We start from the raw sequence: 22846 nt of genomic DNA, 5'->3' as shown, positions 1-22846 counted from the left end.
GGGTCACGCATGGCCCGCGTCGGGCGACAGCGTCCAGGCTTGCAGGCCGAGCAGCATCAGCGCCTTGTCGTAGCGCTGGTCGATGGGGGTGTCGAAGATGACGGCCGGATCGGCGTCGACGGTGAGCCAGCTGTTCTCGGCCAGCTCGGATTCGAGCTGCCCTTCGCCCCAGGCGGAATAGCCCAGCGAGACGAGCACCTTGCGCGGGCCGCCGCCGGCCGCCAGGGCTTCCAGCACGTCCTTGGAGGTGGTCAGCTCCAGGCCGCCTGGGATGGTCATGGTCGAGGCGTAGATCGGCTCGGTGTTGTCCGGCGGATCGGCGAACATCGGTTCGTGCAACACGAAACCGCGCTCCGTCTTGACCGGCCCGCCCTGGAATACGGGCGAATCGCCGATGGCGGTGCGGTCGGTGGGGAGCTCGACCTTCTCGAACAGGTCGCGCAGGTTGATGTCGCTGGGCTTGTTGATCACGAGGCCCAGGGCGCCGCGCTCGCTGTGCTCGCACAGGTAGACCACGCTGCGACCGAAAGTCTCGTCTCGCATGCCCGGCATCGCGATCAGGAAGTGATGCGTGAGATTGATGCGGGCAGAATCGGTGGACATGCCGCCGATTTTACTGGCCGTCGACAAGACCTTTCCGCGCGGGCTTGTCTGGTTGCGCCGCGACTTGCGCCTGACGGACAACGCCGCGCTCTATCACGCCTTGCGCTCCTGCCGCTCGGTGTTCGCGGTTTTCGTGTTCGACACCGACATCCTGGACGGCCTGCCCCGGGCGGACCGACGGGTCGAGTTCATCCACGCTTGCCTGGCCGAACTGGATGCCGAGCTGCGCCGGCACGGTGGCGGCCTGATCGTGCGCCACGCCGCGGCCCGCGAAGAGATTGCGCGCCTGGCCAAGGCGCTCGACGTGCAGGCGGTTTTTGCCAATCGTGACGACGAGCCCCTGGCGATCGAGCGCGACCGGCAGGTGCGCGGCGCTCTGGCCGATGCCGGTGCGGTGCTGCAACTGCACAAGGACCGCGCCATCTTCGAACGCGAGGAAGTGCTCACACAGGCCGGACAGCCCTATTCCGTCTTCACGCCCTACAAGCGCGCCTGGCTGGCGAAGGTGGACGACTTCTACCTCAAGCCTTATCCGGTGGAGCGCTACCTGGACGCCCTGGCCGCACCGCCGGAGGAGTTCGATGCGCCCTTGCCCAGCCTGTCGGAGCTGGGTTTCGAGCCGACCAACCTGGCCGAACTCGACCTGCCCGCTGGCGCCAGTGGCGGCGCCCGCCTGTTCGAGGAATTCTTCGACAAGCACATCGATCGCTACGACGAACTGCGCGACTTTCCCGCCAAGCGCGGCCCCAGCTACCTGAGCGTGCACCTGCGCTTTGGAACGGTCTCGATCCGGGAGCTGGCCGGTGTGGCGCACCGGCTGGCGCTGAGCGGCAATTCAGGGGCCGCCACTTGGCTGGGTGAACTCATCTGGCGCGACTTCTATTTCCAGGTGCTGTGGCACCACCCCGAGGTTGCCGAGGGCAAGAGCTTCCGCCCGGAATACGACAAGATCATCTGGCACAAGGGCAAGCATGCCAATGCGCTCTTCGCCGCCTGGTGCGCCGGTGAAACCGGCTATCCGCTGGTGGACGCCGCCATGGCGCAGATCAACCAGACCGGCTACATGCACAACCGCCTTCGGATGGTGGTGGCCAGCTTTCTCTGCAAGGACCTGGGGCTCGATTGGCGACGCGGCGAGGCGTACTTCGCCACGCATCTGAACGACTTCGAGCTTTCCAGCAACAACGGCGGCTGGCAGTGGGCCAGCTCCAGCGGCTGCGACGCACAGCCGTGGTTTCGCATCTTCAATCCGGTCACGCAAAGCCAGCGCTTCGATCCGGAAGGCAAGTTCATCCGCCGCTACCTGCCGCAACTTGAGGGCTTGCCGGACACGGTGATCCATGCGCCCTGGACCGCATCGCCGGTGGAGCTGGAAGCGGCGGGCCTGGTGCTCGGCCGTGACTACCCGGAGCCGATCGTTGACCATGCCCAGGCGCGCGAGCAGACGCTGCAGCGCTACGCGGTCGTGAAGGATCTCAAAGCAGAAACCTCGACGCCCAGGAAAAAGCCCGCGCGGCACGCCCATTAGGAGGGCGGCCGGCGCGGGCCGTAGCCGTGCCGAGCGGGATGCGGTCAGGCCTCGATGGGCTCCGTCTCGGCGGCTGTGTAGTTGCGCACTAGGCGAAGCAGTTCCTCTTCGGAATACGGCTTGCCCAGGTAGTGGTTGACGCCCAGTTGCGTCGCATGGTCGCGATGCTTCTCGGCGATGCGGGAGGTGATCATGATGATCGGCAAATCACCCAATGCTTCGTCCGCGCGGATGTTGCGTGCCAGGTCGAAGCCGTCCATGCGCGGCATCTCGATGTCCGACAGCACCAGCGACGGGCGCTCCTGCTGCAGGCGTTCGAGGGCCTGCAGGCCATCGGCCGCCAGAGCCACGCGATAGCCCTCGCGCTGCAACAGACGCTGCGTCACGCGGCGCACGGTGATCGAATCGTCCACCACCAGGATCAACGGCACCGCAGGCGCCGCGCGCGGCAACACGACCGGCGCTGCGGGCACCACGGGTGCGAGCTCGGCATCGGACCTGGCGTCGGCGACCGGCTGCTCCTTGCCGGCGAGTTTCGCCCCCGCCTCCTGAAGGCGCCGGGCCGAATCGCCATGGACAGCGGCCAGGGCGACGGGGTTGTAGATGAGCGCCACCGCACCGGAGGCCAGCACCGAGATGCCGGCCATACCCGGCAGCCGAGACAGCTGCGGCCCCAGGTTCTTGACCACGACTTCCTGGTTGCCCAGCACTTCGTCGACGTGCAGAGCCACGCGTTGTGCCGCGCTGCGCACGATCACCACGGTGTTGGCCTTGCCCGCTGCGCGCTCGCTGCGCGCCGAGGACTGGAGCAAGGCGCCAGCCCAGAAGAAAGGCACCTGCTCGCCGCCGAAGCTGTAGTGGCCGCTGGCGTAGGCGGCATCCAGATCGGCCGCGCCGGTGCGCTGCACCAGTTCGACCAGGTTGGAAGGCACGCCCACGGACGTTTCGCCCGCACGCATCATGACCACGTGCGTGACGGCAGTCGTCAGCGGCAGCACCAGGTTGAACACGGTGCCTTGCCCTGGCGTGCTCTGCGTCTCGATGCGGCCACCCAGGGCAGTCACATCCGCGCGAACCACATCCATGCCGATGCCGCGGCCGGCCAGTTCCGACACCTGCTCGGCGGTGGAGAAGCCCGGCTGGAAGATCAGCTCTGCCGCCTGCTCCGCCGTCACCGGCTGGCCGTGCGGGACCAGGCCCAGGGCCTGAGCGCGCTCGGCGATGCGCTGCTGGTTCAGGCCGGCGCCGTCGTCACGGAAAGTGACGGACACGTCGTTGCCGGCGTGATGCAGGTCGATCACGATCAGGCCCACCGGATCCTTGCCGGCGGCGGTGCGAACGCTCGCGTCCTCGATGCCGTGGGCAACGCAATTGCGCAGCAGGTGCTCGAAAGCGGCGGTCATCCGCTCCAGCACGCCGCGGTCCATCTCGATGGAGCCACCGGTGATGTCCAGGCGCACCTGCTTGCCGGTGTCCTTGGACGCCTGGCGCACCACGCGATAGAGACGCTCTGCGATGCCCTCGAACTCCACCATGCGCGTGCGCAGCAAGCCGCGCTGCAGTTCGCGCGTCTGGCGCGCCTGGGCGCTCAGGTCGTCTTCGGTCGCCTGCACCGTCTTTTGCAGCGCGCGCTGGACGGTCGCCACGTCGTTCACCGACTCGGCCATCATCCGCGTCAGTTCCTGCACGCGGGTGAATCGGTCGAACTCCAGCGGGTCGAACGACTGCTGCGAATCCTTGGCCTGCTGCAGACGCGACTGCATCTGGCTTTCGGCCTGAACTTCGATGTCGCGCAATTGCTGGCGCAAGCGATCCAGGTTGCCGGTGAGGTCGGTCAGCGACGAGCGCAGTTGGCCAAGTTCGGCCTCCAGGCGCGAACGGGTGATGATGACCTCGCCGGCCTGGGCCAGCAGGCGGTCGAGCAAGTGGGTGCGAATGCGCACCACCTGGCCGGAGGAGGTACGCAGCGGTGCAAGCGGCGCATGCGCGGGCTGCGGCAGCAGCGTTGCGGCACGAACAGGCGCCGGCGCAGGGTCAGACGCAGCGGACGGCTCGGCGACCGACTTCGGTGCCTCGTCGCCGATGTCTTCCTGAGGATCGTTGGCCGCATCGTCAGCCACCGGTGCAGGCATCGACACGCTCGGCACGGCCGTCGTCGCCGCGACGGCGCGCTGCGCCAGCACGGCCTGCGCGTCGCCGTCGGCTTGGCGGAGACGGTCGAAGGCAGCCTCCAGCGTGTCGAAGCGCCCGAACAGGGCCTCGATGGATTCGCGCGGCACCGACTCGTTGCCGAGTTCCTCGATCGCCGACTCCATGCGGTGAGCACGCTCGCCCAGGCGCATGGCGCCGGCCAGGCGGGCGCTGCCCTTGAGCGTGTGCAATGCGCGCAGCACGATGTTGCGCTGCGAGTGATCGGAGGGCGTGGCCGCCCAGGCACGCAATGCCGTGGAAAGCTGGGGCAGCAGCTCGGTGGCCTCTTCCTCGAAGATCGGGAACAGGTCGGCGTCGACGGCATCCTCGACGTCGACGGCCTCGTCGGAATCTTCCAGCGAAACGTCTGCGCCCACCGGGATCTGCGGCGCCAGCGCCGTTGGCACATGCGCCACGATGTCGAGGGTTTCCAGCGGCAATACCGTGGGCACCAGCGCAGGCGCCGTCGCCAACGCCCGCAGGCTGTTCATCGTCTCAGGTGCCGGCTGCTTGAGCGCGCCGGCGGCGAACTGGTGCAACAGCCGGCGCAGTTCTTCCGCAGCGACCACCAGCACGGCACCTTGTTCCGCGGTACCGCCACCTTGCATCTGCAGATGCGCAAGCGCGGACTCGAACAGGCGCGCCATCTCGGACAGGCCCTGGAAGCCGACCGTGGCCGAACTGCCCGCCAGCGAGTGCGCCATGGCGATGGTCGAATCCTGGATCGTCGCGTGCGGCTCCATGGCCCACTCGCCCACTTCCGTGGCGAGCTGGCGCGACCACTCGTCGGCCTCGTTCAGATAGACGTTGTAGAGCGCAATGCCGATGCGCAAGGGGCCAATGACCTTGACTGATTCGTCGGTTGAAGGCTCCGTCGGGGTCGCTTCGGCCGGCGCAGCATGTTCGAGCACAGGCTCAGCCTCGAATTCGGGCTCGGCGGCTTCCTGGCTCTTTTGTGCGTGGAAGACGAAATCGGCTGGGGCGGCCCAATGGGCGGGCAGTTCGTCGTCGGCCTTGCGCGCGGGCGGCGGTGCGCTCGGCAGGTCGAACGGATCGGCCAGCGCGGTCGGCGCAAACAGCGCATCGGCCGAATCACCGCCGAGCAAGTCGATCGACAAGCCATCCATTTCCAGCGAGACCGGACCGGCCTGCCCTTCGGCTGCCTTGGGCTCGTCGTCCATGAAGTCGGTGGCGGCGAAATCCAGCGTGTGGAGTTCCTCGGCCGTGGGCAAGTCGGTGGCCTCCAGCGCTTCCGCTGCTTCGGGCTGCTCGGCAGCTTGCGTCGGCTCGACCGGCTCCGACTCGGCTTCTGGCGCCGACTCGAACTGCAGGAGTTCATCGGCAGCCGGTACCGCGGGCGGCTCGACGTCGAGCTTGAAATCGAAATCGAGTGCAGCCGCTTCGGCTTGCGGCTCGGCGACGGGCGACACGGACTCGACCGGTGCTGCGCTCAGGTCGAATTCAGCGAAGGGCTCACTGGCCGCCTGCGCAGGTGTGTCGAGCGACAGATCCGGCAGGTCTGGCAGCACGGGCAGTTGCGGCAAAGCGTGCAACTGCGGCAGATCGAAGGCAGCGTCCGCCTCGGGCTTCGTTTGGGGCGCCGCAGGCGCTTCGTCATCTGCAGCGATCTGACGCGCGGCGGCAGCCAGCACGCTCGGCGCGACGGCGGGCGCCGGCGCGGCAATGGTGATCTGCCCGCTGGCGAGCGATTGCGCCAGATCATTGAAAGGTGCGGCTTGCCAGGAGTGCGGCTCGCCCGATGCGATGGCCTCGACCCACGCGCCGAAATCGCGCAGCGCCGTGCTGGCGCCACCCAGAAGCTCGGGCGTCGCCGGACGCTGGTCGGCCAGCCAGGTGTTGAGCACCTGCTCCATGGCCCAGGCGGCATCGCCGAAGTCGGTCAGGCCAACCATGCGCGAGCTGCCCTTGAGCGTGTGGAACGCACGGCGCAGGATGGTCAGTTCGCCGACATCGGTCGGATCGTGGTCCAGTTCGCCGACAGCGACCAACCCGTTCTCGACCACTTCGCGGGCCTCGTCCAGGAAGATGTTCTGAAGGTCGTCTTCGGCCAGCTCGGTAACGAAGGTCTCGGGCAGAGCTTCCAGCGGGGCCGGGCCGGTGATCTTGGCCTTCCAGCTGTCGGCGGCGCGGCTGAAGTCCTCGAGCGGGGAAGGCGCCGTGTCGCCCTTCCTCTTCTTGCCTTTGCCAGCCAGTTCGGCCAGCTTGGCGGCGATCTGCTCGTCGACCTGCTCGGGCGTGAGGTCCTGCGGTGCCACGGCCGGCGCAGCAGCGGCGGGCGCGGCTTCGGGCTCGGCCTGGCGCCCCATCAGCGGCTTGAGTTCGCCCGCTGCGGCGTCGAAGACGAACAGGCGCTTGGCCAGTGCCGGCTGATAGGCCAGCATGTCGATCAGGAAGCCGAGCGCGCCCAGGTTGTTGCCCAGCGCATCGAAGGCACCGGGTTCATCGGCGGCATCGGCGCTGGCGGCCAGCTCCTCGACGTTGTCGCGCATGCGCACGACGGTCTGCGAGGCCTGGTCGAGTCCGAGCACTGAAAACACGCCGCGCATCTGCATGAGCGCGGCAGGCACGGTGCGCAGGTGTTCCTTCTCGCCGGGATGGCGGAAGAACTGGTCCATCGACTTCTCGAGCTCGCTCAGGTGCGCGCGCAACTCGTCGACCACGGTGCCCATGGTCTGGCGGTCGCTCACGCGGCGGTAGAGCTCTTCCATCCACGGCTCGAGCGGCTCGGAACGCCCGCCTTCGCGTGCACGTTCGATGCGGCCGGCCAACTGGACGGTGCGGGCGGTGAGTTGCCGGTCGTTCGGATCGAGGTCTTCGAACGCGGCTTCCAGGTAAAGCACCGAGGTGGCCACCTCCATCGCCAGCTCGGTCGATGGGGGGCGGTTGGCGCGTTGCGAGGCGTCGACGGCGTTGTTCAGGGCCTGCGCCATCGGCAGGCTTGGGGGATGGAGCTTTTGCAGCGACTCGGTGAGCTGGCCGATGTTTTCCACCGCCTGACGCAGGCGGCCCATGTCGCCACCCGAGAGCGCCGACCAGCTTTCCTTGGCCGCCTCGATGCGCTTGCGCGCCTGGGCCAACACCGACGGATCGAACCGGCCGAACTGCTCGGTCGTGTAGTCGACCGTGCGCTCGCTCGCGATGCCCCAGGCATCGCGCACGGCGCGCAGCGTCGCCGCTTCGTCGCGTGGGCTGGGCACGGCCTGCGCCACGAAGAAGAGCAGATCCTGCGACAAGCGATCGGAGACGACCTCGTCGCCACGTGCCAGCGTCGTGTATTGCAGCAGCACGCGGGAAGCCGCGCGCTTGACGTAGATGTCCGGCGCCGTGAGCGACAGGCCCAGTGCCTCGAAGAAGGCGGCGGCCAGTGCCCAGAAGCTGCGCACGCGTGGCACGGCGGCACCGCGCGACAGTCCGACGCAGATTTCATGCAGGCGTCGTGCCGCGGCATCGTCGCCCGTCTTGACGACCTTGAGCAACTCGCGGTCGAACTTGGCTCGAACGGCGGGGTCGTAGACCAGCGTCGGCTTCGTCGTGGTCAGCGAGACGTCGACCCAACGCCATGGCAAGGGCCACAGGTCGGCCGGGTGCACGCGTTCGTTGCCGACCAGCTCCAGCACGTCGCGGTATTGGGGAAACAGCGCCACCGGCGAGACCGTCTTGCCGGCCAGCACGGCCTGCAGGAAGTCGGTGACGGCGAAGCTGGCACGGTCGAGCTTGGAGACGGCCGCCTCGGTGCACTGCTGCGGCTCCTGCACGAAGCTTTGCACCGCGAATTCCATCGCGCCCAGCACCAGCGCCGGATGCGGATGGCCCACCATCTGCAAGGCACCCACCGCCTGGTGAAGCTGCTGGCGAACCAGCCGCAGCGGCCCGGCGTCGATGTCTGGCGTGCCGGCCGCATCGCGAGCGAAGCGGCGCAGCGTCTTGGAGGCGCTCTCGAGGGATTTCTGGATCTCTCCGAGCACCCAGGCCAACGGGCCGAGGTCTTCAGCGTCACCCGGCGCGCTGAGCGGGGCCTGGGCGTTTGCGGGGGCGTGGATCGACACGTTGGTCAGCTCGTCGTTCAGGCAATCTTGAAGCGTGCCACCGACTGGCGCAGCTCGTCGGCCATGAGGGACAGTTCGCGCACCTGCTGTGCCGTGGTGCGGGTGCCCTCACCCGTCTGCTCGGTCACGGCAAAGATGTGCTGGATGTTGGCCGCCACCACGTTGGCCGACTTGGCTTCGCGGGAGGCGGACTGGGAGATCTGCTCGATCAGTTCTGCAAGGCGGCGGGACACGCGGTCGATCTCCGAAAGTGCGGTACCCGCATTGTCGGAGAGCTTGGCGCCTTCGACCACACCCTGCGTGGAACGCTCCATGGCGCCCACGGCATCTTGCGTATCGGTCTGAATCGCCTTCACCAGCGCCGCGATCTGGCGCGTGGCGTCTGCCGAGCGTTCGGCCAGTCGCTGCACTTCCTCGGCCACCACCGAGAAGCCGCGGCCGGCTTCGCCAGCGGAGGCGGCCTGAATGGCGGCGTTCAGAGCCAGCACGTTCGTCTGTTCGGTAATGTCCGAGATCAGTTCGGTGATTTCGCCGATCTCCTGCGAAGACTCGCCCAGGCGCTTGATGCGCTTGGAGGTTTCCTGGATCTGGTCGCGGATCGAGTTCATGCCGCCGATGGCGTTCTGCACGGCCTGCAGACCCGACGATGCAGCCTCCAGCGATTGGCGAGCCACCGTGGCGGATTCCTGCGCCTGGGCGGACACGTTGTTGATGCGCTCGGCCATCGTCAGCACGGACTGGCCGGTGTCGCGGATTTCGCGCAGCTGCTCGGTCGAGGCCGCCAGCAGTTCGGTCGAGGTGTTTTCCACCTGCGCCGTGGTCGAAGCCACCCGGGTTGCCGTGTTCTGCACGTTGCCCACCAGCAGACGCAGTTCTTCCACCGTGTAGTTCACCGAGTCGGCGATGGCGCCGGTGATGTCCTCGGTCACGGTGGCTTCCTGCGTCAGATCGCCTTCGGCCACTGCCTGCAGTTCGTTCATCAGTCGAAGAATGGCGGCCTGGTTGGCCACGTTCACGCGCGTCACTTCTTCGTGGGCGCGGTCGGATTCGACGCGGTCGCGTTCGGCCGATGAGGCGCGCTCGCGACCTTCCTTCACCTGTGCGTAGGCAATGGCGCCGGCCAGGCCGAGGGCCACCAACGAGAGCACGATGAGGGCCAGCACGGTACCGGCACCCAGGCCGGCTTCGTCGGAGAGCTTGTCCTGCAGCCCGCCCAGCGCGATGCGCAGCGGCTCGCTGTCGGCCAGGATCGAGGCCTGAGCCTCACGGGCGGTGACCAGGCCCTGCAGGTTGCCCAGAATGGCGCCTGCCTGGGTCCGCGTCTGCTCATAGGCCTTCAGGATGGCTTCGAGTTGCTGGCGGGTCTGGCGATCGGTCGTGGCCGGCAGACGTTGCTGCGCGTTGCCGTCGAGCAGGCCGCGTGCCACGTCCTGGAAGGTGTTGAGGTCCTTGCCGAGCAGGAACACGGCGTCCGGGCTCACGCCTTCGACCGTCAGGAATTCGTTGGCGGACTTGCCGATGCGCTGCGTCAGCATGACCAACTGGCCAGCGGCGGAGATTTCGGCCACCGAGGCGTTCTGCTGTGCCTTCAAGGCAGCGACGGTTTCGGTCATTTCCAGCAGGTCGGACGACTGCCGGTTGATGTCGCGCAGAGCGGCGCCCACCTGCGTCAGGATCTTCTGCTGCCCGAGCACGGCCTTGGCGCTTGCATCGGCGCGATCGACCAGCGGCATGATCTTGTCGAGGTCCGGCGACAGCTTGGTGTCGACCGCGGTCAGGTTCAAGGCGTCGTCGCCGCTGGCCAGACCATGCACGCGTTGCGACATGGAGCCGGCGCTGTCCTTCACTTCGGCGAAGGCCTTGACGTCACCCACGAGGGCCTGCGAGACCGACTTGGCCAGACGCTGCGACTGCATCAGCGCCTGACCGGTCGCGCCCACCTGCTGGGCGACGCGGTCCGAGTGCACGATGGCCCAACCAGCGATGATGAGCAGCACCGCCACGACGGCGACCAGCGCCATGAACAGGAAACGCTGCTGGCGCTGCAAGTCGGTGCGCTCCGGCGGCGCGGGCGTAGCGGGGTCCGCCGAGACGGCCGCCGCAGGCTCTGTCGACTCGGCCATGCCCGGCACCGATTCGTTGGCGGCCGAGACGCTGGCGTCGCGCTGGAGCAGCACGGTCTTCTCATCGAAGTCCTGCACCGTCTCCACGTTGTCCGAAGGCACGGCGCCCTGGTCCCCACTGCTGTCGCGAGCGGGCAGAAGATTCTTGAACTTGTCGGCGATCGAGCTCACGGCCGCTCCTTCGTTGAAATGTGCAAATGCGCCCGTTCAGGCGCCGATGCTGAGAAATTGAGGTTGCTGGGAAAGCGCCTGCAGGTTGATCTCCTGCCACTGAACGCCGCTGTCGTCGGTGAACACATGACCCATCCACACCGGGGCATCGTCGGCGGCCGCCTTGGCCTCGACGAACGATTCCGCGCCGCGCAAGCCGACCAGGCGGTCGATCAGCAAGGCGCAATTGACTTCAAGCAGTTCGTTGAGCGCGACCAGGCGCGATTGGGCGCGCACGGCCTCGGGCACCTGCTGCGGCTGGCCACCATCGGCAAAGCTGGCCAGCTCGACCACCCCGTAGAGCTCTCCACGAAGGTTCGAAACGCCCAGGAACCACGGCGCGGTATAGGGCACCGGCTGCGGCGTCGTCCATGGAAAGATCTCGCCTGCATGCCCGAGCGGGAACAGGTACTTGCCATCGCCCGCCTCCACGGCCAGCCAGGACGCCGAAACGCCGGCGCTGCGTGCTGCCTGCAAGCGACTGGCCAGGCGGGCCTGGAAGGCTCTGAGTGCGTCGCGATTGGCCATGGCTTGTGCGCTTGCCCGGGTTGGTTCAGCTGAGGGCGCTGATCTTGGCGATCAGCTCGGCCGGATTCACCGGCTTGACGATGTAGTCGCGAGCACCTTGGCGCATTCCCCACACGCGATCGGTTTCCTGGTTCTTGCTCGTGCACAGGATGATCGGCACGTTGGCGTACTGCGGATCACGGGCAATGGCGCGCGTGAGCTGGAAGCCGTTCTGGCCCGGCATGACCACGTCCATCAGGATCAGGTCGGGGCGCTCTTCGCGCAGCCGGCGCATGGCGTCATCGGCGTTTTCGGCCGTCTGCACCTTGAAACCGTTCTTCTGCAGCAGGTCGCTGAGAAACACCAGTTCCGTCTTCGAATCGTCGACGACGAGGACTTTCTGAATAGGCATTTAGTGTGCTTCCGCTTGGGCAACGCCAAACTGCTCCACAGCCTGGAGCAGTTGGTCTTTGGTAAAGGGTTTGGTGAGGTACTGCTGCGAGCCGACCATGCGGCCGCGAGCCTTGTCGAACACGCCGTCCTTGGAGGACAGCATCACGACGGGAACCCCGGAGAAATGCGCGTTGCGCTTGATGATGGCGCAGGTCTGATAGCCATCGAGGCGCGGCATCAGGATGTCGCAGAAGATCAGATCCGGCTTGTGGTCATTGACCTTGGACAGGGCATCGAACCCATCTTCGGCCAGCAATACCTCGTGGCCGCCCTGCTTGAGAAAGATCTCGGCGCTGCGGCGAATGGTGTTGCTGTCGTCGATGACGAGCACCTTGTAGCCGGTTCCGTTGGTGCTCATGGCACGCTCCTCAAACTTTCAGTTCGATGTCAGCAACCTTCAAAAGAAGATCGCCGGAAGCGTGGCCCTATGCCATGCTTCAGATTTCGACCATTTCAAAGTCTTCCTTGCGAGCGCCACACTCGGGACAAGTCCAGTTCATCGGCACTTCGGCCCAGGCAGTGCCGGCCGCAATACCATCTTCTGGAACTCCGACGGCCTCGTCGTAGATCCACCCGCAAATAAGACACATCCAAGTCTTGTTGTTCATCGCAGCTTACGGTCCCTGTTCATAGAATGCAACGATTGTATCGAGACGTCACCAGCAAACTTGTGATTTGCGTCTCACATCTGCCACCATCCCGGCGAGGCGTTACAGGCGCATGAAAACTTCCCTACTACCCACCGGAGACGCTGGCGTCCCCGACGATCTTAGCGGGGGCGGGCAAGCCCCCGAAAACGACGACGAGGAAGCTCGCGAGCAGTCTCAGGCCGTGCCTCCGAGCGTGCTGGTATTCAACGCGAGCGACCCGAGCGGCGCAGGCGGATTGGCCGGCGACACGCTGGCGATCGCCTCGGTCGGCGCGCATGTGCTGCCGGTGGTGACCGGCACCTATGTGCGCGACAGCGCCGAGATCTTCGACTTCTTCGCCTTCGACGAAGACGCGGTGGCCGAACAGTCGCGCGCCATCCTCGAGGACGTGCCGGTGCAACTGATCAAGGTCGGCTTCGCGGGCACGCCCGAAAACCTGGCGCAGATTGCCGAGACCACGAGCGACTACCCCGACGTGCCCGTGGTGGCCTACATGCCCAACCTGTCGTGGTGGGAAGAGAACCAGATCGAAGGCTATCTGGACGCCTTCCGCGAACTGATCCTGCCGCAGACCACGGTGCTGGTGGGCAACCACAGCACGCTGTGGCGCTGGTTGTTGCCCGACTGGAATGGCGAGCGCCCACCCAGCGCTCGCGATGTGGCGATGGCCGCCGGAGAACTCGGCGTGCCCTACACGCTGGTGACCGGCCTCATGCTGCCCGAGCAGTACATCGACAACGTGCTGGCCTCGCCGCAGGCCGTGCTGGCGAGCGAGAAGTACGAGCGACTCGAAGCCGTATTCGCAGGAGCCGGAGATACGCTCTCGGCAGCGCTGGCAGCCTTGCTCGCCTGCGGCACCGACCTGGTGTCGGCCACGAGCGAGGCACTGAGCTACATGGACCGCTGCCTTGACGCGGGCTTCCGCCCCGGCATGGGGCATGTGCTGCCCGATCGACTGTTCTGGGCACAAGCCGATGCCGAAGAAAACGGCGACGCCCCCCAGGATCCCGCGGAGGGACTCAGCGACTTCGCCCTGCCCCCGCACGAAACCCGACACTGAATCCCCGATGAGCCAACCCGACACCAACGACACCCTCTTCGAGCGCGCCCGCGCCGTGATCCCTGGCGGCGTGAACTCGCCCGTGCGCGCCTTCCGCGCCGTCGGCGGCACGCCGCGCTTCATCCGCCGCGCCCAAGGCGCCTACATGTGGGACGCCGCCGAACGCCGCTATATCGACTACATCGGCTCCTGGGGGCCGATGATCCTGGGCCACGGGCATCCGGCCGTGGTCGAGGCGGTGCAGAGCGCCGTGGGCGAAGGCTTTTCCTTCGGCGCACCGACCGAGCGCGAGATCGAACTGGCCGAGGCCATCCTCACGCTGATGCCCTCGATGGAAATGGTGCGCCTCGTCAGTTCAGGCACCGAGGCCGCGATGAGCGCCCTGCGCCTGGCGCGCGGCGCCACCGGCCGCAAGGTCATCGTCAAGTTCGAAGGCTGCTACCACGGCCATGCCGATGCCTTGCTGGTCAAGGCCGGCTCCGGGCTGGCCACCTTCGGCAATCCCACCTCCGCCGGCGTCCCGCCCGAGGTGGTGCAACACACGCTGGTCCTGCGCTACAACGACATCGCGCAACTCGAAGAAGCCTTTGCCACACAGGGACAGGACATCGCCTGCGTGATGATCGAGGCGATCGCCGGCAACATGAACTTCGTTCGCGCATCGCAGGCGTTCGCGCAGCGCTGCCGCGAACTGTGCACCCAGCATGGCGCGCTGCTCGTGTTCGACGAGGTCATGACGGGCTTTCGCGTCGGCTTAACCGGTGCCCAGGGCGTGCTGGGCATCACCCCCGACCTGACAGTGCTGGGCAAGGTGATCGGCGGCGGCATGCCGTTGGCGGCCTTTGGCGGCCCGCGCGACATCATGGAACAACTGGCGCCGCTCGGCCCCGTGTACCAGGCGGGCACGCTGTCCGGCAATCCGGTGGCCACGGCGTGCGGACTGGCCACGCTGCGCGAGATTGCCAAGCCGGGCTTCTATGCCACGCTCGCGGCCAGGACGCGCAAGCTGGTCGCAGGACTGAAATCCGCAGCCGATCAGGAAGGGGTGCCTTTTAGCGTCGACAGCGAAGGTGGCATGTTCGGCTTCTTCCTGCTCGACCAATTGCCGCAGGACTACGGCAGCGTCATGAAGAGTGACGGCGCCCGCTTCAACACCCTCTTCCACGGCTTGCTTGATCGGGGTGTCTACATCGCGCCCGCGCTTTACGAGGCCGGCTTTGTGTCCGCGGCGCACAGCGACGAAGACGTCGCCGCCACGGTCGAGGCGGCGCACGAGGTGTTCAAGGAGTTGGGGCGCGCATGAGGGCGCTGGCCCGCTGGCTCGGGTTGGCAAGCCTTTCGGCACCGTTGACCTGCCTGGCGCAAGCGCCCTTGTCGCAGGTCTGGATCAACCCTGGCTTCTATTCGGTGCACTTCGACCGCAACGCCGGCCTCGAAGATGCGAACTACGGCATTGGCATCGAATGGCCGTTGACCGACATGTTGTCGTTCACGGCCGGCGGATACCGCAACAGCGAGCGCATGACCTCTCACTACGTCGGCATGTACGTCATGCCGCTCGAGTGGAAGGGGTTTCGCTTCGGTGTCGCGGTGGGCGGTTTCGACGGCTACCCGCGCATGAACGACGGGGGCTGGTTTCCTGCCGTGGTTCCCGTCGTGTCCTACGAGCATGGGCGCCTGGGCCTGAACGTGGGTTTCATCCCCGAGTACAAGGACCGGCTGAACGGCGCCATCACGTTCCAGTTGAAGTTCCGGTTCGAAGCGCCGCCGTCGGCAGGCGCCGTCGCTGCGCAGACGTCCCCGTAGGCACTCGCACGACGACAAGGCGGGGCGCCAGGCTCGGCCCGGCGGCCCCTCACGTTCGAGCCGGGCCGAACGGCTTCAGTGCCGGAAGTGCCTGACGCCGGTAAAGACCATCGCCACGCCGCGCTCGTCGGCCGCGTCGATCACTTCCTGGTCGCGCATCGAGCCGCCGGGCTGAATGACGCAGGAAGCGCCATGGTCCACCACCACATCGAGCCCATCGCGGAACGGGAAGAACGCGTCGCTGGCCACCGCAGAGCCGGCAAGCGGCAGCTTGGCATGCTCGGCCTTGATGCTGGCGATACGGGCCGAATCGATGCGGCTCATCTGTCCGGCGCCGACGCCCAGCGTCATGCCGCCCGCGCAGAAGACGATGGCGTTGCTCTTGACGTACTTGGCCACCTTCCAGGCAAACAGCAGGTCCTGCAGTTGCTCTGGCGTCGGCTGCTTCTTCGTCACGACCTTGAGCGCGTCCAGCGTCAGCTCGTGGTTGTCGGCCGTCTGCAGCAGCAGGCCCGAGCCGATGCGCTTGGCATCGACCGCGTTCAAGCCGCGCTCCCAGGCGGTGGCGCCGCCGGGCGGCAGCGCGATCTCGAGGATGCGCACATTCACTTTGCTCTTGAAAACCGCCAGTGCCTCTGGCGTGAAGCCGGGCGCCATCAGCACTTCGACGAACTGCTTGCTCACCGCCTGCGCGGCGGCCTCGTCCACGGGCCGGTTGAAGGCGATGATGCCGCCGAAGGCCGAAGTGGGATCGGTCTTGAAGGCCTTGTCGTAGGCTTGCGCCGCGTCCACGCCCACGGCCACGCCGCACGGGTTGGCATGCTTGACGATCACGCACGCGGGCGTGTCGAAGCTCTTGACGCATTCCCACGCCGCATCCGCGTCGGCGATGTTGTTGTAGGACAGTTCCTTGCCCTGCAATTGCCTGGCGGTCACGAGCGAACCCGGGGCGGGGTACAGATCGCGATAGAACGCGGCCTGCTGGTGCGGGTTCTCGCCGTAGCGCAGGTCCTGCAGCTTCACGAAACGGCCATTGCTCTGCGCCGGGAAGGGCTTGCGCACGGGCGCCGGTTGCGCGGCGCTGGCCTCGAAGTCGATGGAAGACAGGTAGTCGCTGATCGCGCCGTCGTAGTCGGCAATGCGGTTGAAGGCGGCGACCGAGAAGGCGAACTTGGTCTTCTCGTCGATGCGCCCCTGCGACTGCAATGCCGACAGCGCCACCGGGTACTGGCTCGCGTCGGTCAGCACGGCCACGTCCTTCCAGTTCTTGGCTGCGCTGCGCACCATGGCCGGACCGCCGATGTCGATGTTCTCGATGGCGTCTTCCAACGTGCAGCCCGCCTTGGCCACGGTGGCCTCGAACGGGTAGAGGTTGACCACCAGCAGGTCGATCGTCGCGATGCCATGGGTTTCGAGCGCCGACATGTGCGCCGGCAGATCGCGCCGCGCCAGCAGGCCGCCGTGGACCTTGGGGTGCAGCGTCTTCACGCGGCCGTCAAGCATCTCCGGAAAGCCGGTGTGGTCGGCCACCTCGGTCACGGGCAGGCCGGCGTCGGCCAGCAGCTTGGCAGTACCGCCGGTGGACAGTAGCTTCACGCCCAAGGCGTGCAGCCCCTGCGCGAATTCGAGGACTCCGCTCTTGTCGGAAACGGAAATGAGTGCGGTCAGTGCCATGGGATCCTTGCTCGCCAGACGAGCTGCTTATTTCAAAAGGTTGTGTTCGATCAGCTTCTTGCGCAGCGTGTTGCGGTTCAGGCCCAGCCACTGTGCTGCGCGCGACTGGTTGCCTTCGGCGCGGGTCATGACCACGTCGAGCAACGGCTTTTCCACGACATTGACCAGCATGGCGTACATGCCATCCGGCTCGGTGCCTCGCAGGTCGCGGAAATAGCCCTCCAGAGAGCTGCGCACGCAGTCCTCGATTTGCTTCTTGCTCATGCTCTTCTCGTTCGCTTCTTCTTGGTTCTTGGTTGCGGCATCAGGCGGCCGCCTCTTCTGCCTCGATGCCGGCGGCGGCCTGCATCGTCGACGGCTCGGGCATGCGGTCATGCGTCAGCGAGAGCTGGTCGAAGTAGTCGCTCACGGCGCGCCACTGCGCGTCGCAATCCTCGATCCGGTTCATGCTGTCGCGGAAGTCTTCGCTGCCAGGCAAGCCACGCACATACCAGCCGATGTGCTTGCGCGCAGTGCGCACGCCGGTGAATTCGCCATAGAGCCCGTAGTGCTCCTGCAGGTGATCGAGCAGCAGCCGACGCACTTCACCGACCAGCGGCGCCGCACGATGCGTGCCCGTCTCGAGGAAATGCGAAATCTCGCGGAAGATCCACGGCCGCCCCTGCGCGGCGCGCCCGACCATGATGGCGTCGGCACCCGTGGCCTTCAGCACGTCCCTGGCCTTGGCAGGGCTGTCGATGTCGCCGTTGGCCACGACTGGAATGCGCACGGCCGCCTTCACGGCCGCAATGGTGTCGTATTCGGCCTGGCCCTTGTAACCTTGCTCGCGCGTGCGGCCGTGCACCGTCAGCATCTGCACGCCGGCGCTTTCGAAGCGTCCCGCCAGTGCGACGGCGTTGCGATGGTCCTCGCTCCAGCCGGTGCGCATCTTGAGCGTGACGGGCACGTGGTGCGGCAATGCGGCCTGCACCACCGCCTGCACGATCTCCAGGGCCAGCGGCTCGTCGCGCATGAGGGCCGACCCGGCCCACTTGTTGCAGACCTTCTTGGCCGGACAGCCCATGTTGATGTCGATGATCTGAGCGCCACGGTCGATGTTGTAGGCGGCGGCCTCGGCCATCATCGCGGCATCCGTGCCGGCGATCTGAACCGCGATCGGTCCGGCTTCGCCGGTATGGTCGGCGCGGCGCGAGGTCTTCAGCGAGGTCCACAGATCCTTGCGCGAGGTGACCATCTCGCTGACTGCATAACCCGCCCCCAGGCTGCGGCACAACATGCGAAAAGGCCTGTCTGTCACGCCGGCCATCGGCGCCACGAACAAGCGGTTTTCCAGCGGGATGTTGCCGATCTGCAGGTTCATGGAGGAGGGTGTGGCGAGATATCGGCTGCTGAAAAATGAGGCACGATTGTACTGACCTGAACGTGTCGTGCTGAAACGATTTGCACTCCAGCGCCTGGAATGCCGTGGGGCGCCGCGCTTCTTATACTGCCGCGCTAGATGGAATACTGGTTCGACTCCTTGCTGGCATTGCTGGCCCTGCCCAAATTCGGACTCAGTTCGCTGTTCCTGGTTGCCTTTGTTTCAGCCACCTTGCTTCCGGTGGGTTCCGAACCCGCGCTGTTCGGGCTGGTGCAGCTCAATCCGCAGATGCTCTGGCCCGGCATCGCGGTCGCGACCCTGGGCAACACGCTGGGCGGCGTCGTGACCTGGTGGATGGGCTACGGCGCGCACAAGGTCGCCGACAAATACGCCCATTCCAGCCATCACCTGAGGGTGCTGGCCTGGCTGGAAAAGCTGGGACCCAAGGCGTGCCTGCTGTCCTGGCTGCCGATCCTCGGCGATCCGTTGTGCGCCGTGGCCGGCTGGCTGCGCCTGTCGTTCTGGCCTTGCGTGCTTTACATGGCCATCGGCAAGTTTGCGCGCTACCTGACGATGACGCTCGGACTCATGTATGCCTGGCCGCACCTGGGCCTGGGCTGAGCCGTCGGCTCAGGCTGCCGGCGCGGAAGGCCCGCCGCGCTCCAGCGCCCGCCGGTAGGCGGGCCGCGCGTGGATGCGCTCGAGCCAGGCCATCAGGCGTGGACGCGAGCTGTCCAAACCGGCACGCGCACGTGCCGCCTCGACCGGAAAGCTCATCTGGATGTCTGCCGCACTGAACTGTTCCCCGGCGAACCAGGTGCTGCGGCCCAACTCGGATTCCATGTAGTCCAGGTGCGTCTTGAGCTGCGGCTCGATGAGCGCACTGCGCACCTTGCCCGCGATGCCGCGCGCAATGGGCCGCACGAAAAAGGGCATCGGACCCTTCTCCACGCGGTCGAACACCAGCTTGAGCAGCAACGGCGGCATGGCCGAACCCTCGGCGTAATGCATCCAGTAGCGCCAGCGAAGGCGCTCGGGCGAACCCTCCGCGGGCACGAGACGCCCATTGCCGAAGCGTTCGAGCAGCGTCTCGATGATCGCGCCCGATTCCGCCAGCACTGTTCCATCGTCCAGCACGACCACCGGCGACTTGCCCAGCGGATGCACCGCCTTCAACGCGGCCGGCGCGAGCATCGTGGCGGGGTCGCGCTGGTAGCCCACGATCTCGTAGGGCAGACCGAGCTCTTCGAGCAGCCACAGCACGCGCTGGGAACGCGAGTTGTTCAGGTGGTGGACGGTGATCATGGAGGTGGCGGTGTGGTCGCTCAGACGTTGAACAGGAAGTTCATCACGTCGCCATCCTTGACGACGTATTCCTTGCCTTCAGAGCGCATCTTGCCCGCATCCTTGGCGCCCTGCTCGCCCTTGCAGGCGATGAAGTCGTCGAAGGCGATGGTCTGCGCGCGGATGAAGCCGCGCTCGAAGTCACCGTGGATGACGCCGGCTGCCTGCGGTGCGGTGTCGCCGATGTGGATGGTCCAGGCCCGCACTTCCTTCACGCCTGCGGTGAAGTACGTCTGCAGGCCCAGGAGCTTGAAGCCGGCGCGCACGAGGCGGTTCAGGCCCGGCTCCTCCTGGCCGATTTCCTCGAGGAACATCTTCTTGTCCTCGTCGTCCATGTCCGCCATCTCGGCTTCGATCTTGGCGCAGATGGCGACGACCGGCGCGTTCTGCTGGTTGGCGAACTCGGTCAGGCGATCGAGCAGCGGGTTGTTCTCGAAGCCGTCTTCGCTCACGTTGCCCACGAACATGGCGGGCTTGGCCGTGATCAGGCACAGGGGCTTGATCAGCGCCTGGTCTTCTTTCGACAGGCCCAGCGAGCGCACCGGCTTGCCCTGGTCCAGCGCGGCCTGAATCGGACCGAGCACCTTGACCATGGCGGTGGCTTCCTTGTCGTTGCCGCTCTTGGCCTGCTTGGTGTAGCGCGCCACGGCCTTTTCGACCGTGCCCAGGTCGGCCAGGCAAAGCTCGGTCTGGATGACCTCGATGTCGGAGATCGGATCGACCTTGCCGGCCACGTGGATCACGTTGGGGTCTTCGAAGCAGCGCACGACGTTGACGATGGCGTCGGTCTCGCGGATGTGGGCCAGGAACTGGTTGCCCAGGCCTTCGCCCTGGCTCGCGCCCGCCACCAGGCCGGCGATGTCGACGAACTCGACGATGGCCGGGACGATGCGCTCGGGCTTGACGATCTCGGCCAGCTGCGCAAGGCGCGGATCAGGCACTTCGACCACGCCCACATTGGGCTCGATGGTGCAGAAGGGATAGTTTTCCGCCGCGATGCCGGCCTTGGTCAGGGCGTTGAAAAGAGTGGACTTGCCGACGTTGGGCAGGCCAACGATGCCGCATTGCAGGCTCATGGCGCAACTTTCAGGGTTTCTAGGGGAAGCCGGCGATTTTAGGCGGGCCGGCGCAGGCCCTAGTCGAAGCGCAGATTCGCCCCCACCGCCTGTCCCACCTTCAGGTTGCAATCGACGCCCTCGATCACGATGGCGTTCATGCCGAAGGTGATGGCGCCATCGACCCGCGGATCGGCCCGGTAGGTGCGCAGGGTGTCGCCGACTTCCGGGCTGCTGGTGGCGGTGGCCGGGTCGATGTCCGGAATGGGGCAGCGCGAGCATGGCTTGACCGGACGCAGCTGGGCCGCCTGCGCGTCTTCCGTCTGCACATGCAAAGCGTCGACCCGGTCTTCGTCATGGGCCTCCAGACCCGCCAGCACGATGTTGGGTCGGAAGCGCTCGATTCCGACGTTCGCGTGGCCGGCGGCCGACAGGCGCTCGTTCAGGCTGGCGAGCGATCCCTCGCCGACCACCAGCAGCGGAAAGCCGTCGGCGAATTCGGTCGGCGCTTCCACGTCGCCGGTCCACTTGCGGCTGGCCAGCCTGCGCTGATCGGGATCGAAGCGCACCAGCCGAAGCCGCTGCGGCTTTCCGGGTTCGGAAAGGAAGTCGCTGAACCACTGCGCCGCGATGTCGCCCATGTCGTAGGCGGCCACTTCGTCGTCCCATACGCGCACCTTGACGGGCGCCTCGACGCGGTCGAAGGCAATGTGCAGCGCCAGCATGCCGGGGGCGCGCAACACCATCTCGCTGTATTTCAAGGTGGGGCGGATGAGGGCCATGCGCGGCAGCTCGCGCTGGCTGACGAACTCGCCGGTCTCGTCCACCACCATCCAGGCGCGGTCGAATTCCAGGCCGGTCTCGACCAGCAGGCTTTCCTTGAGCTCGACGCCCGCGCAGGACTTGATGGGGTAGACGAATAGCCGCGCAATCGTGGCCTGAAGGTCGAAATCGGCAGGGTTCACAAGAGTCCTCGAACAGTGGGCAAGGATTGTCCATCATCGCCCCGCCGCCCGAATGCAACTCCCTACAATGGCCGAATGGCTCTTCCCCCTGAAGTCTGCATCCGCGGCGCCGGCATTGTTGGCCGGGCGCTGGCATTGCTGTTGGCCGGCGCGCGAGTACGCGTCGCACTGGTCACACCCGAGCAGGATCGCGAGGCGCGGGCGCGCGAGGACATCCGGGCCTACGCCCTCAACGACGCCTCGCGGCGCCTGCTCGAATCGCTTCGCGCCTGGCCGGACGACATGCACGTCACCGCGGTTCGCGAAATGCAGATCCGCGGCGACGCCGACGGCAGCGTGCAGTTCAAGGCCGCCGACCATCATGTCGACGCCCTCGCCTGGATCGCCGACGTGCCCGCCCTGGAGCAGCGCCTGGCCGATGCCGTTCGATTCCAGCCGTTGGTCGATGTGGTGAAAGCCCCGGTCGCCGCCCCGCTCACCATCGTCTGCGAAGGCCGGGCCAGTGCCACACGCGAAGCGCTGGGCGTGAACTACGAAGTCACGCGTTATCCGCAGCAGGCCATCGCGGCGCGCTTCACGGCCGAGCAGCCGCACGGCGAAGTGGCCCGACAGTGGTTCAACCATCGCGGCGAAGTGCTGGCCCTGTTGCCGCTGGGCGGAACAGGCGGCCACGAAGTGGCCCTCGTCTGGTCGGTTGAGCTGGCCCACGCGGCGCGCCTCATGGCCCTGGACGAGACGGCCTTTGCCACCGAAGTCGCCGAAGGCAGCGGCAATGCGCTGGGCGCGCTGACCCCCATCGGCGAGCGGGCCGCATGGCCCCTTCAACGAGCCATTGCCGATCGCTGGACGGGCCACATGCCCGATGACGAACGAGACAGCTGGGCGTTGGCCGGCGATGCCGCCCACACCGTGCACCCGTTGGCGGGCCAGGGCCTCAACCTCGGCCTGGCGGATGCCCGGGCCTTGGCCGACGTCATTGCAACCCGCGAACATTGGCGCAGCGTGGGCGATCTGCGCCTGCTGCGCCGCTACGAGCGCGCGCGCCGCGGCGAGGTGATGGCGATGAGCCTGGCGACGGACGGCCTGCAGCAGCTCTTCGCACATGGTGCCGAGCCATTGCCGCGACTTCGCAACCTGGGCATGACCGGCTTCAACCGGACGCGGCTGCTCAAGTCATGGGTGGCTCGCCAGGCGATGGGCCTGCCGACCGCCGCCCCCCGATTCGAATTTCCCCGACTTCCCGTTCTCTGA

The 22846-nt window shown here is 66.6% G+C and carries 19 protein-coding genes; 6 read left to right on the top strand and 13 right to left on the bottom strand.

What is annotated here, in order from left to right; genetic code table 11:
- Positions 1–3: 3 nt before the first annotated feature.
- Positions 4–603, bottom strand: a complete 600-nt coding sequence (locus QTH91_RS01360) for a YqgE/AlgH family protein (protein WP_286658242.1) — start codon at positions 601–603, stop codon at positions 4–6.
- Between QTH91_RS01360 and QTH91_RS01355 the strand changes: the two genes are divergently transcribed.
- Positions 602–2131 carry a cryptochrome/photolyase family protein gene (locus tag QTH91_RS01355; RefSeq protein ID WP_286658241.1) on the top strand — a complete coding sequence of 510 codons (1530 nt, stop codon included), beginning with the start codon at positions 602–604 and terminating at the stop codon, positions 2129–2131. The two genes, QTH91_RS01360 and QTH91_RS01355, sit on opposite strands and share 2 nt — an antisense overlap.
- A gap of 44 nt (positions 2132–2175) precedes the next feature.
- Here the strand turns inward: QTH91_RS01355 and QTH91_RS01350 are convergent, their stop codons facing one another.
- The 6 genes from QTH91_RS01350 to QTH91_RS01325 form a co-directional block, all read right to left on the bottom strand.
- Complete coding sequence (locus QTH91_RS01350; RefSeq protein ID WP_286658240.1) at positions 2176–8388, bottom strand: Hpt domain-containing protein; 6213 nt, start codon at positions 8386–8388, stop codon at positions 2176–2178.
- Between the two features lie 17 nt (positions 8389–8405).
- Positions 8406–10565, bottom strand: coding sequence for a methyl-accepting chemotaxis protein (locus QTH91_RS01345; RefSeq protein WP_438273542.1), 2160 nt, complete (start codon positions 10563–10565; stop codon positions 8406–8408).
- 153 nt (positions 10566–10718) lie between these two features.
- On the bottom strand, positions 10719–11249 hold the full coding sequence (locus QTH91_RS01340) for a chemotaxis protein CheW (RefSeq protein WP_286658238.1): 531 nt from the start codon (positions 11247–11249) through the stop codon (positions 10719–10721).
- A 25-nt stretch (positions 11250–11274) separates the two neighbouring features.
- The gene (locus tag QTH91_RS01335; RefSeq protein WP_286658237.1) at positions 11275–11640 is read right to left on the bottom strand and encodes a response regulator; all 366 of its coding nucleotides are present in this window, start codon (positions 11638–11640) and stop codon (positions 11275–11277) included.
- Positions 11641–12039, bottom strand: coding sequence for a response regulator (locus tag QTH91_RS01330; RefSeq protein WP_286658236.1), 399 nt, complete (start codon positions 12037–12039; stop codon positions 11641–11643).
- Between the two features lie 79 nt (positions 12040–12118).
- A complete protein-coding gene (locus QTH91_RS01325) occupies positions 12119–12289 on the bottom strand; it encodes a rubredoxin (RefSeq protein ID WP_286658235.1) in 171 nt (56 codons plus the stop codon).
- Between the two features lie 112 nt (positions 12290–12401).
- On the opposite strand from QTH91_RS01325, the gene thiD reads away from it, so the two are divergent.
- The 3 genes from thiD to QTH91_RS01310 are packed head-to-tail and all read left to right on the top strand — an operon-like array spanning position 12402 to position 15197.
- On the top strand, positions 12402–13391 hold the full coding sequence (thiD, locus tag QTH91_RS01320) for a bifunctional hydroxymethylpyrimidine kinase/phosphomethylpyrimidine kinase (RefSeq protein WP_286658234.1): 990 nt from the start codon (positions 12402–12404) through the stop codon (positions 13389–13391).
- A gap of 7 nt (positions 13392–13398) precedes the next feature.
- Positions 13399–14694, top strand: a complete 1296-nt coding sequence (gene hemL / locus QTH91_RS01315; protein WP_286658233.1) for a glutamate-1-semialdehyde 2,1-aminomutase — start codon at positions 13399–13401, stop codon at positions 14692–14694.
- Positions 14691–15197, top strand: a complete 507-nt coding sequence (locus QTH91_RS01310; protein WP_286658232.1) for a hypothetical protein — start codon at positions 14691–14693, stop codon at positions 15195–15197. The genes hemL and QTH91_RS01310 overlap by 4 nt, the downstream gene beginning before the upstream one ends.
- Before the next feature lie 75 nt (positions 15198–15272).
- Here the strand turns inward: QTH91_RS01310 and purH are convergent, their stop codons facing one another.
- The 3 genes from purH to dusB are packed head-to-tail and all read right to left on the bottom strand — an operon-like array spanning position 15273 to position 18231.
- Complete coding sequence (gene purH, locus QTH91_RS01305) at positions 15273–16871, bottom strand: bifunctional phosphoribosylaminoimidazolecarboxamide formyltransferase/IMP cyclohydrolase (RefSeq protein ID WP_286658231.1); 1599 nt, start codon at positions 16869–16871, stop codon at positions 15273–15275.
- Positions 16872–16898: 27 nt separating this feature from the next.
- Positions 16899–17135: a Fis family transcriptional regulator gene (locus QTH91_RS01300; protein WP_286658230.1), complete on the bottom strand. Its 237-nt coding sequence runs from the start codon at positions 17133–17135 to the stop codon at positions 16899–16901.
- A gap of 40 nt (positions 17136–17175) precedes the next feature.
- Positions 17176–18231 (bottom strand): tRNA dihydrouridine synthase DusB, encoded by a 1056-nt coding sequence (dusB, locus tag QTH91_RS01295; RefSeq protein ID WP_286658229.1) that lies wholly within the window; start codon positions 18229–18231, stop codon positions 17176–17178.
- Between the two features lie 138 nt (positions 18232–18369).
- Between dusB and QTH91_RS01290 the strand changes: the two genes are divergently transcribed.
- On the top strand, positions 18370–18852 hold the full coding sequence (locus QTH91_RS01290) for a YqaA family protein (protein WP_286658228.1): 483 nt from the start codon (positions 18370–18372) through the stop codon (positions 18850–18852).
- A 9-nt stretch (positions 18853–18861) separates the two neighbouring features.
- On the opposite strand, the gene QTH91_RS01285 is transcribed toward QTH91_RS01290, so the two are convergent.
- Genes QTH91_RS01285 through QTH91_RS01275 form a run of 3 tightly spaced genes read right to left on the bottom strand, consistent with a single transcriptional unit; the run spans position 18862 to position 21595 of the window.
- Complete coding sequence (locus tag QTH91_RS01285) at positions 18862–19536, bottom strand: glutathione S-transferase (protein WP_286658227.1); 675 nt, start codon at positions 19534–19536, stop codon at positions 18862–18864.
- 20 nt (positions 19537–19556) lie between these two features.
- Positions 19557–20651 carry a redox-regulated ATPase YchF gene (ychF, locus tag QTH91_RS01280; protein WP_286658226.1) on the bottom strand — a complete coding sequence of 365 codons (1095 nt, stop codon included), beginning with the start codon at positions 20649–20651 and terminating at the stop codon, positions 19557–19559.
- A gap of 59 nt (positions 20652–20710) precedes the next feature.
- The gene (locus QTH91_RS01275; protein WP_286658225.1) at positions 20711–21595 is read right to left on the bottom strand and encodes an MOSC domain-containing protein; all 885 of its coding nucleotides are present in this window, start codon (positions 21593–21595) and stop codon (positions 20711–20713) included.
- A gap of 75 nt (positions 21596–21670) precedes the next feature.
- On the opposite strand from QTH91_RS01275, the gene QTH91_RS01270 reads away from it, so the two are divergent.
- Positions 21671–22846: an FAD-dependent monooxygenase gene (locus QTH91_RS01270; protein WP_286658224.1), complete on the top strand. Its 1176-nt coding sequence runs from the start codon at positions 21671–21673 to the stop codon at positions 22844–22846.

Source organism: Variovorax dokdonensis, assembly GCF_030316895.1.
GTDB classification, from domain to species: domain Bacteria; phylum Pseudomonadota; class Gammaproteobacteria; order Burkholderiales; family Burkholderiaceae_C; genus Variovorax; species Variovorax dokdonensis.
This window is presented reverse-complemented; position numbering and strand designations above follow the sequence as displayed.

Excerpts from the sequence above, each read along its gene's own strand:
- QTH91_RS01355 (WP_286658241.1), top strand. The coding sequence starts at position 602 with ATGCCGCCGATTTTACTGGCCGTCGACAAGACCTTTCCGCGCGGGCTT.
- QTH91_RS01360 (WP_286658242.1), bottom strand. The coding sequence starts at position 603 with ATGTCCACCGATTCTGCCCGCATCAATCTCACGCATCACTTCCTGATC.
- QTH91_RS01340 (WP_286658238.1), bottom strand. The coding sequence starts at position 11,249 with ATGGCCAATCGCGACGCACTCAGAGCCTTCCAGGCCCGCCTGGCCAGT.
- QTH91_RS01335 (WP_286658237.1), bottom strand. The coding sequence starts at position 11,640 with ATGCCTATTCAGAAAGTCCTCGTCGTCGACGATTCGAAGACGGAACTG.
- QTH91_RS01330 (WP_286658236.1), bottom strand. The coding sequence starts at position 12,039 with ATGAGCACCAACGGAACCGGCTACAAGGTGCTCGTCATCGACGACAGC.
- QTH91_RS01325 (WP_286658235.1), bottom strand. The coding sequence starts at position 12,289 with ATGAACAACAAGACTTGGATGTGTCTTATTTGCGGGTGGATCTACGAC.
- thiD (WP_286658234.1), top strand. The coding sequence starts at position 12,402 with ATGAAAACTTCCCTACTACCCACCGGAGACGCTGGCGTCCCCGACGAT.
- hemL (WP_286658233.1), top strand. The coding sequence starts at position 13,399 with ATGAGCCAACCCGACACCAACGACACCCTCTTCGAGCGCGCCCGCGCC.
- QTH91_RS01310 (WP_286658232.1), top strand. The coding sequence starts at position 14,691 with ATGAGGGCGCTGGCCCGCTGGCTCGGGTTGGCAAGCCTTTCGGCACCG.
- purH (WP_286658231.1), bottom strand. The coding sequence starts at position 16,871 with ATGGCACTGACCGCACTCATTTCCGTTTCCGACAAGAGCGGAGTCCTC.
- QTH91_RS01300 (WP_286658230.1), bottom strand. The coding sequence starts at position 17,135 with ATGAGCAAGAAGCAAATCGAGGACTGCGTGCGCAGCTCTCTGGAGGGC.
- dusB (WP_286658229.1), bottom strand. The coding sequence starts at position 18,231 with ATGAACCTGCAGATCGGCAACATCCCGCTGGAAAACCGCTTGTTCGTG.
- QTH91_RS01290 (WP_286658228.1), top strand. The coding sequence starts at position 18,370 with ATGGAATACTGGTTCGACTCCTTGCTGGCATTGCTGGCCCTGCCCAAA.
- QTH91_RS01285 (WP_286658227.1), bottom strand. The coding sequence starts at position 19,536 with ATGATCACCGTCCACCACCTGAACAACTCGCGTTCCCAGCGCGTGCTG.
- ychF (WP_286658226.1), bottom strand. The coding sequence starts at position 20,651 with ATGAGCCTGCAATGCGGCATCGTTGGCCTGCCCAACGTCGGCAAGTCC.
- QTH91_RS01270 (WP_286658224.1), top strand. The coding sequence starts at position 21,671 with ATGGCTCTTCCCCCTGAAGTCTGCATCCGCGGCGCCGGCATTGTTGGC.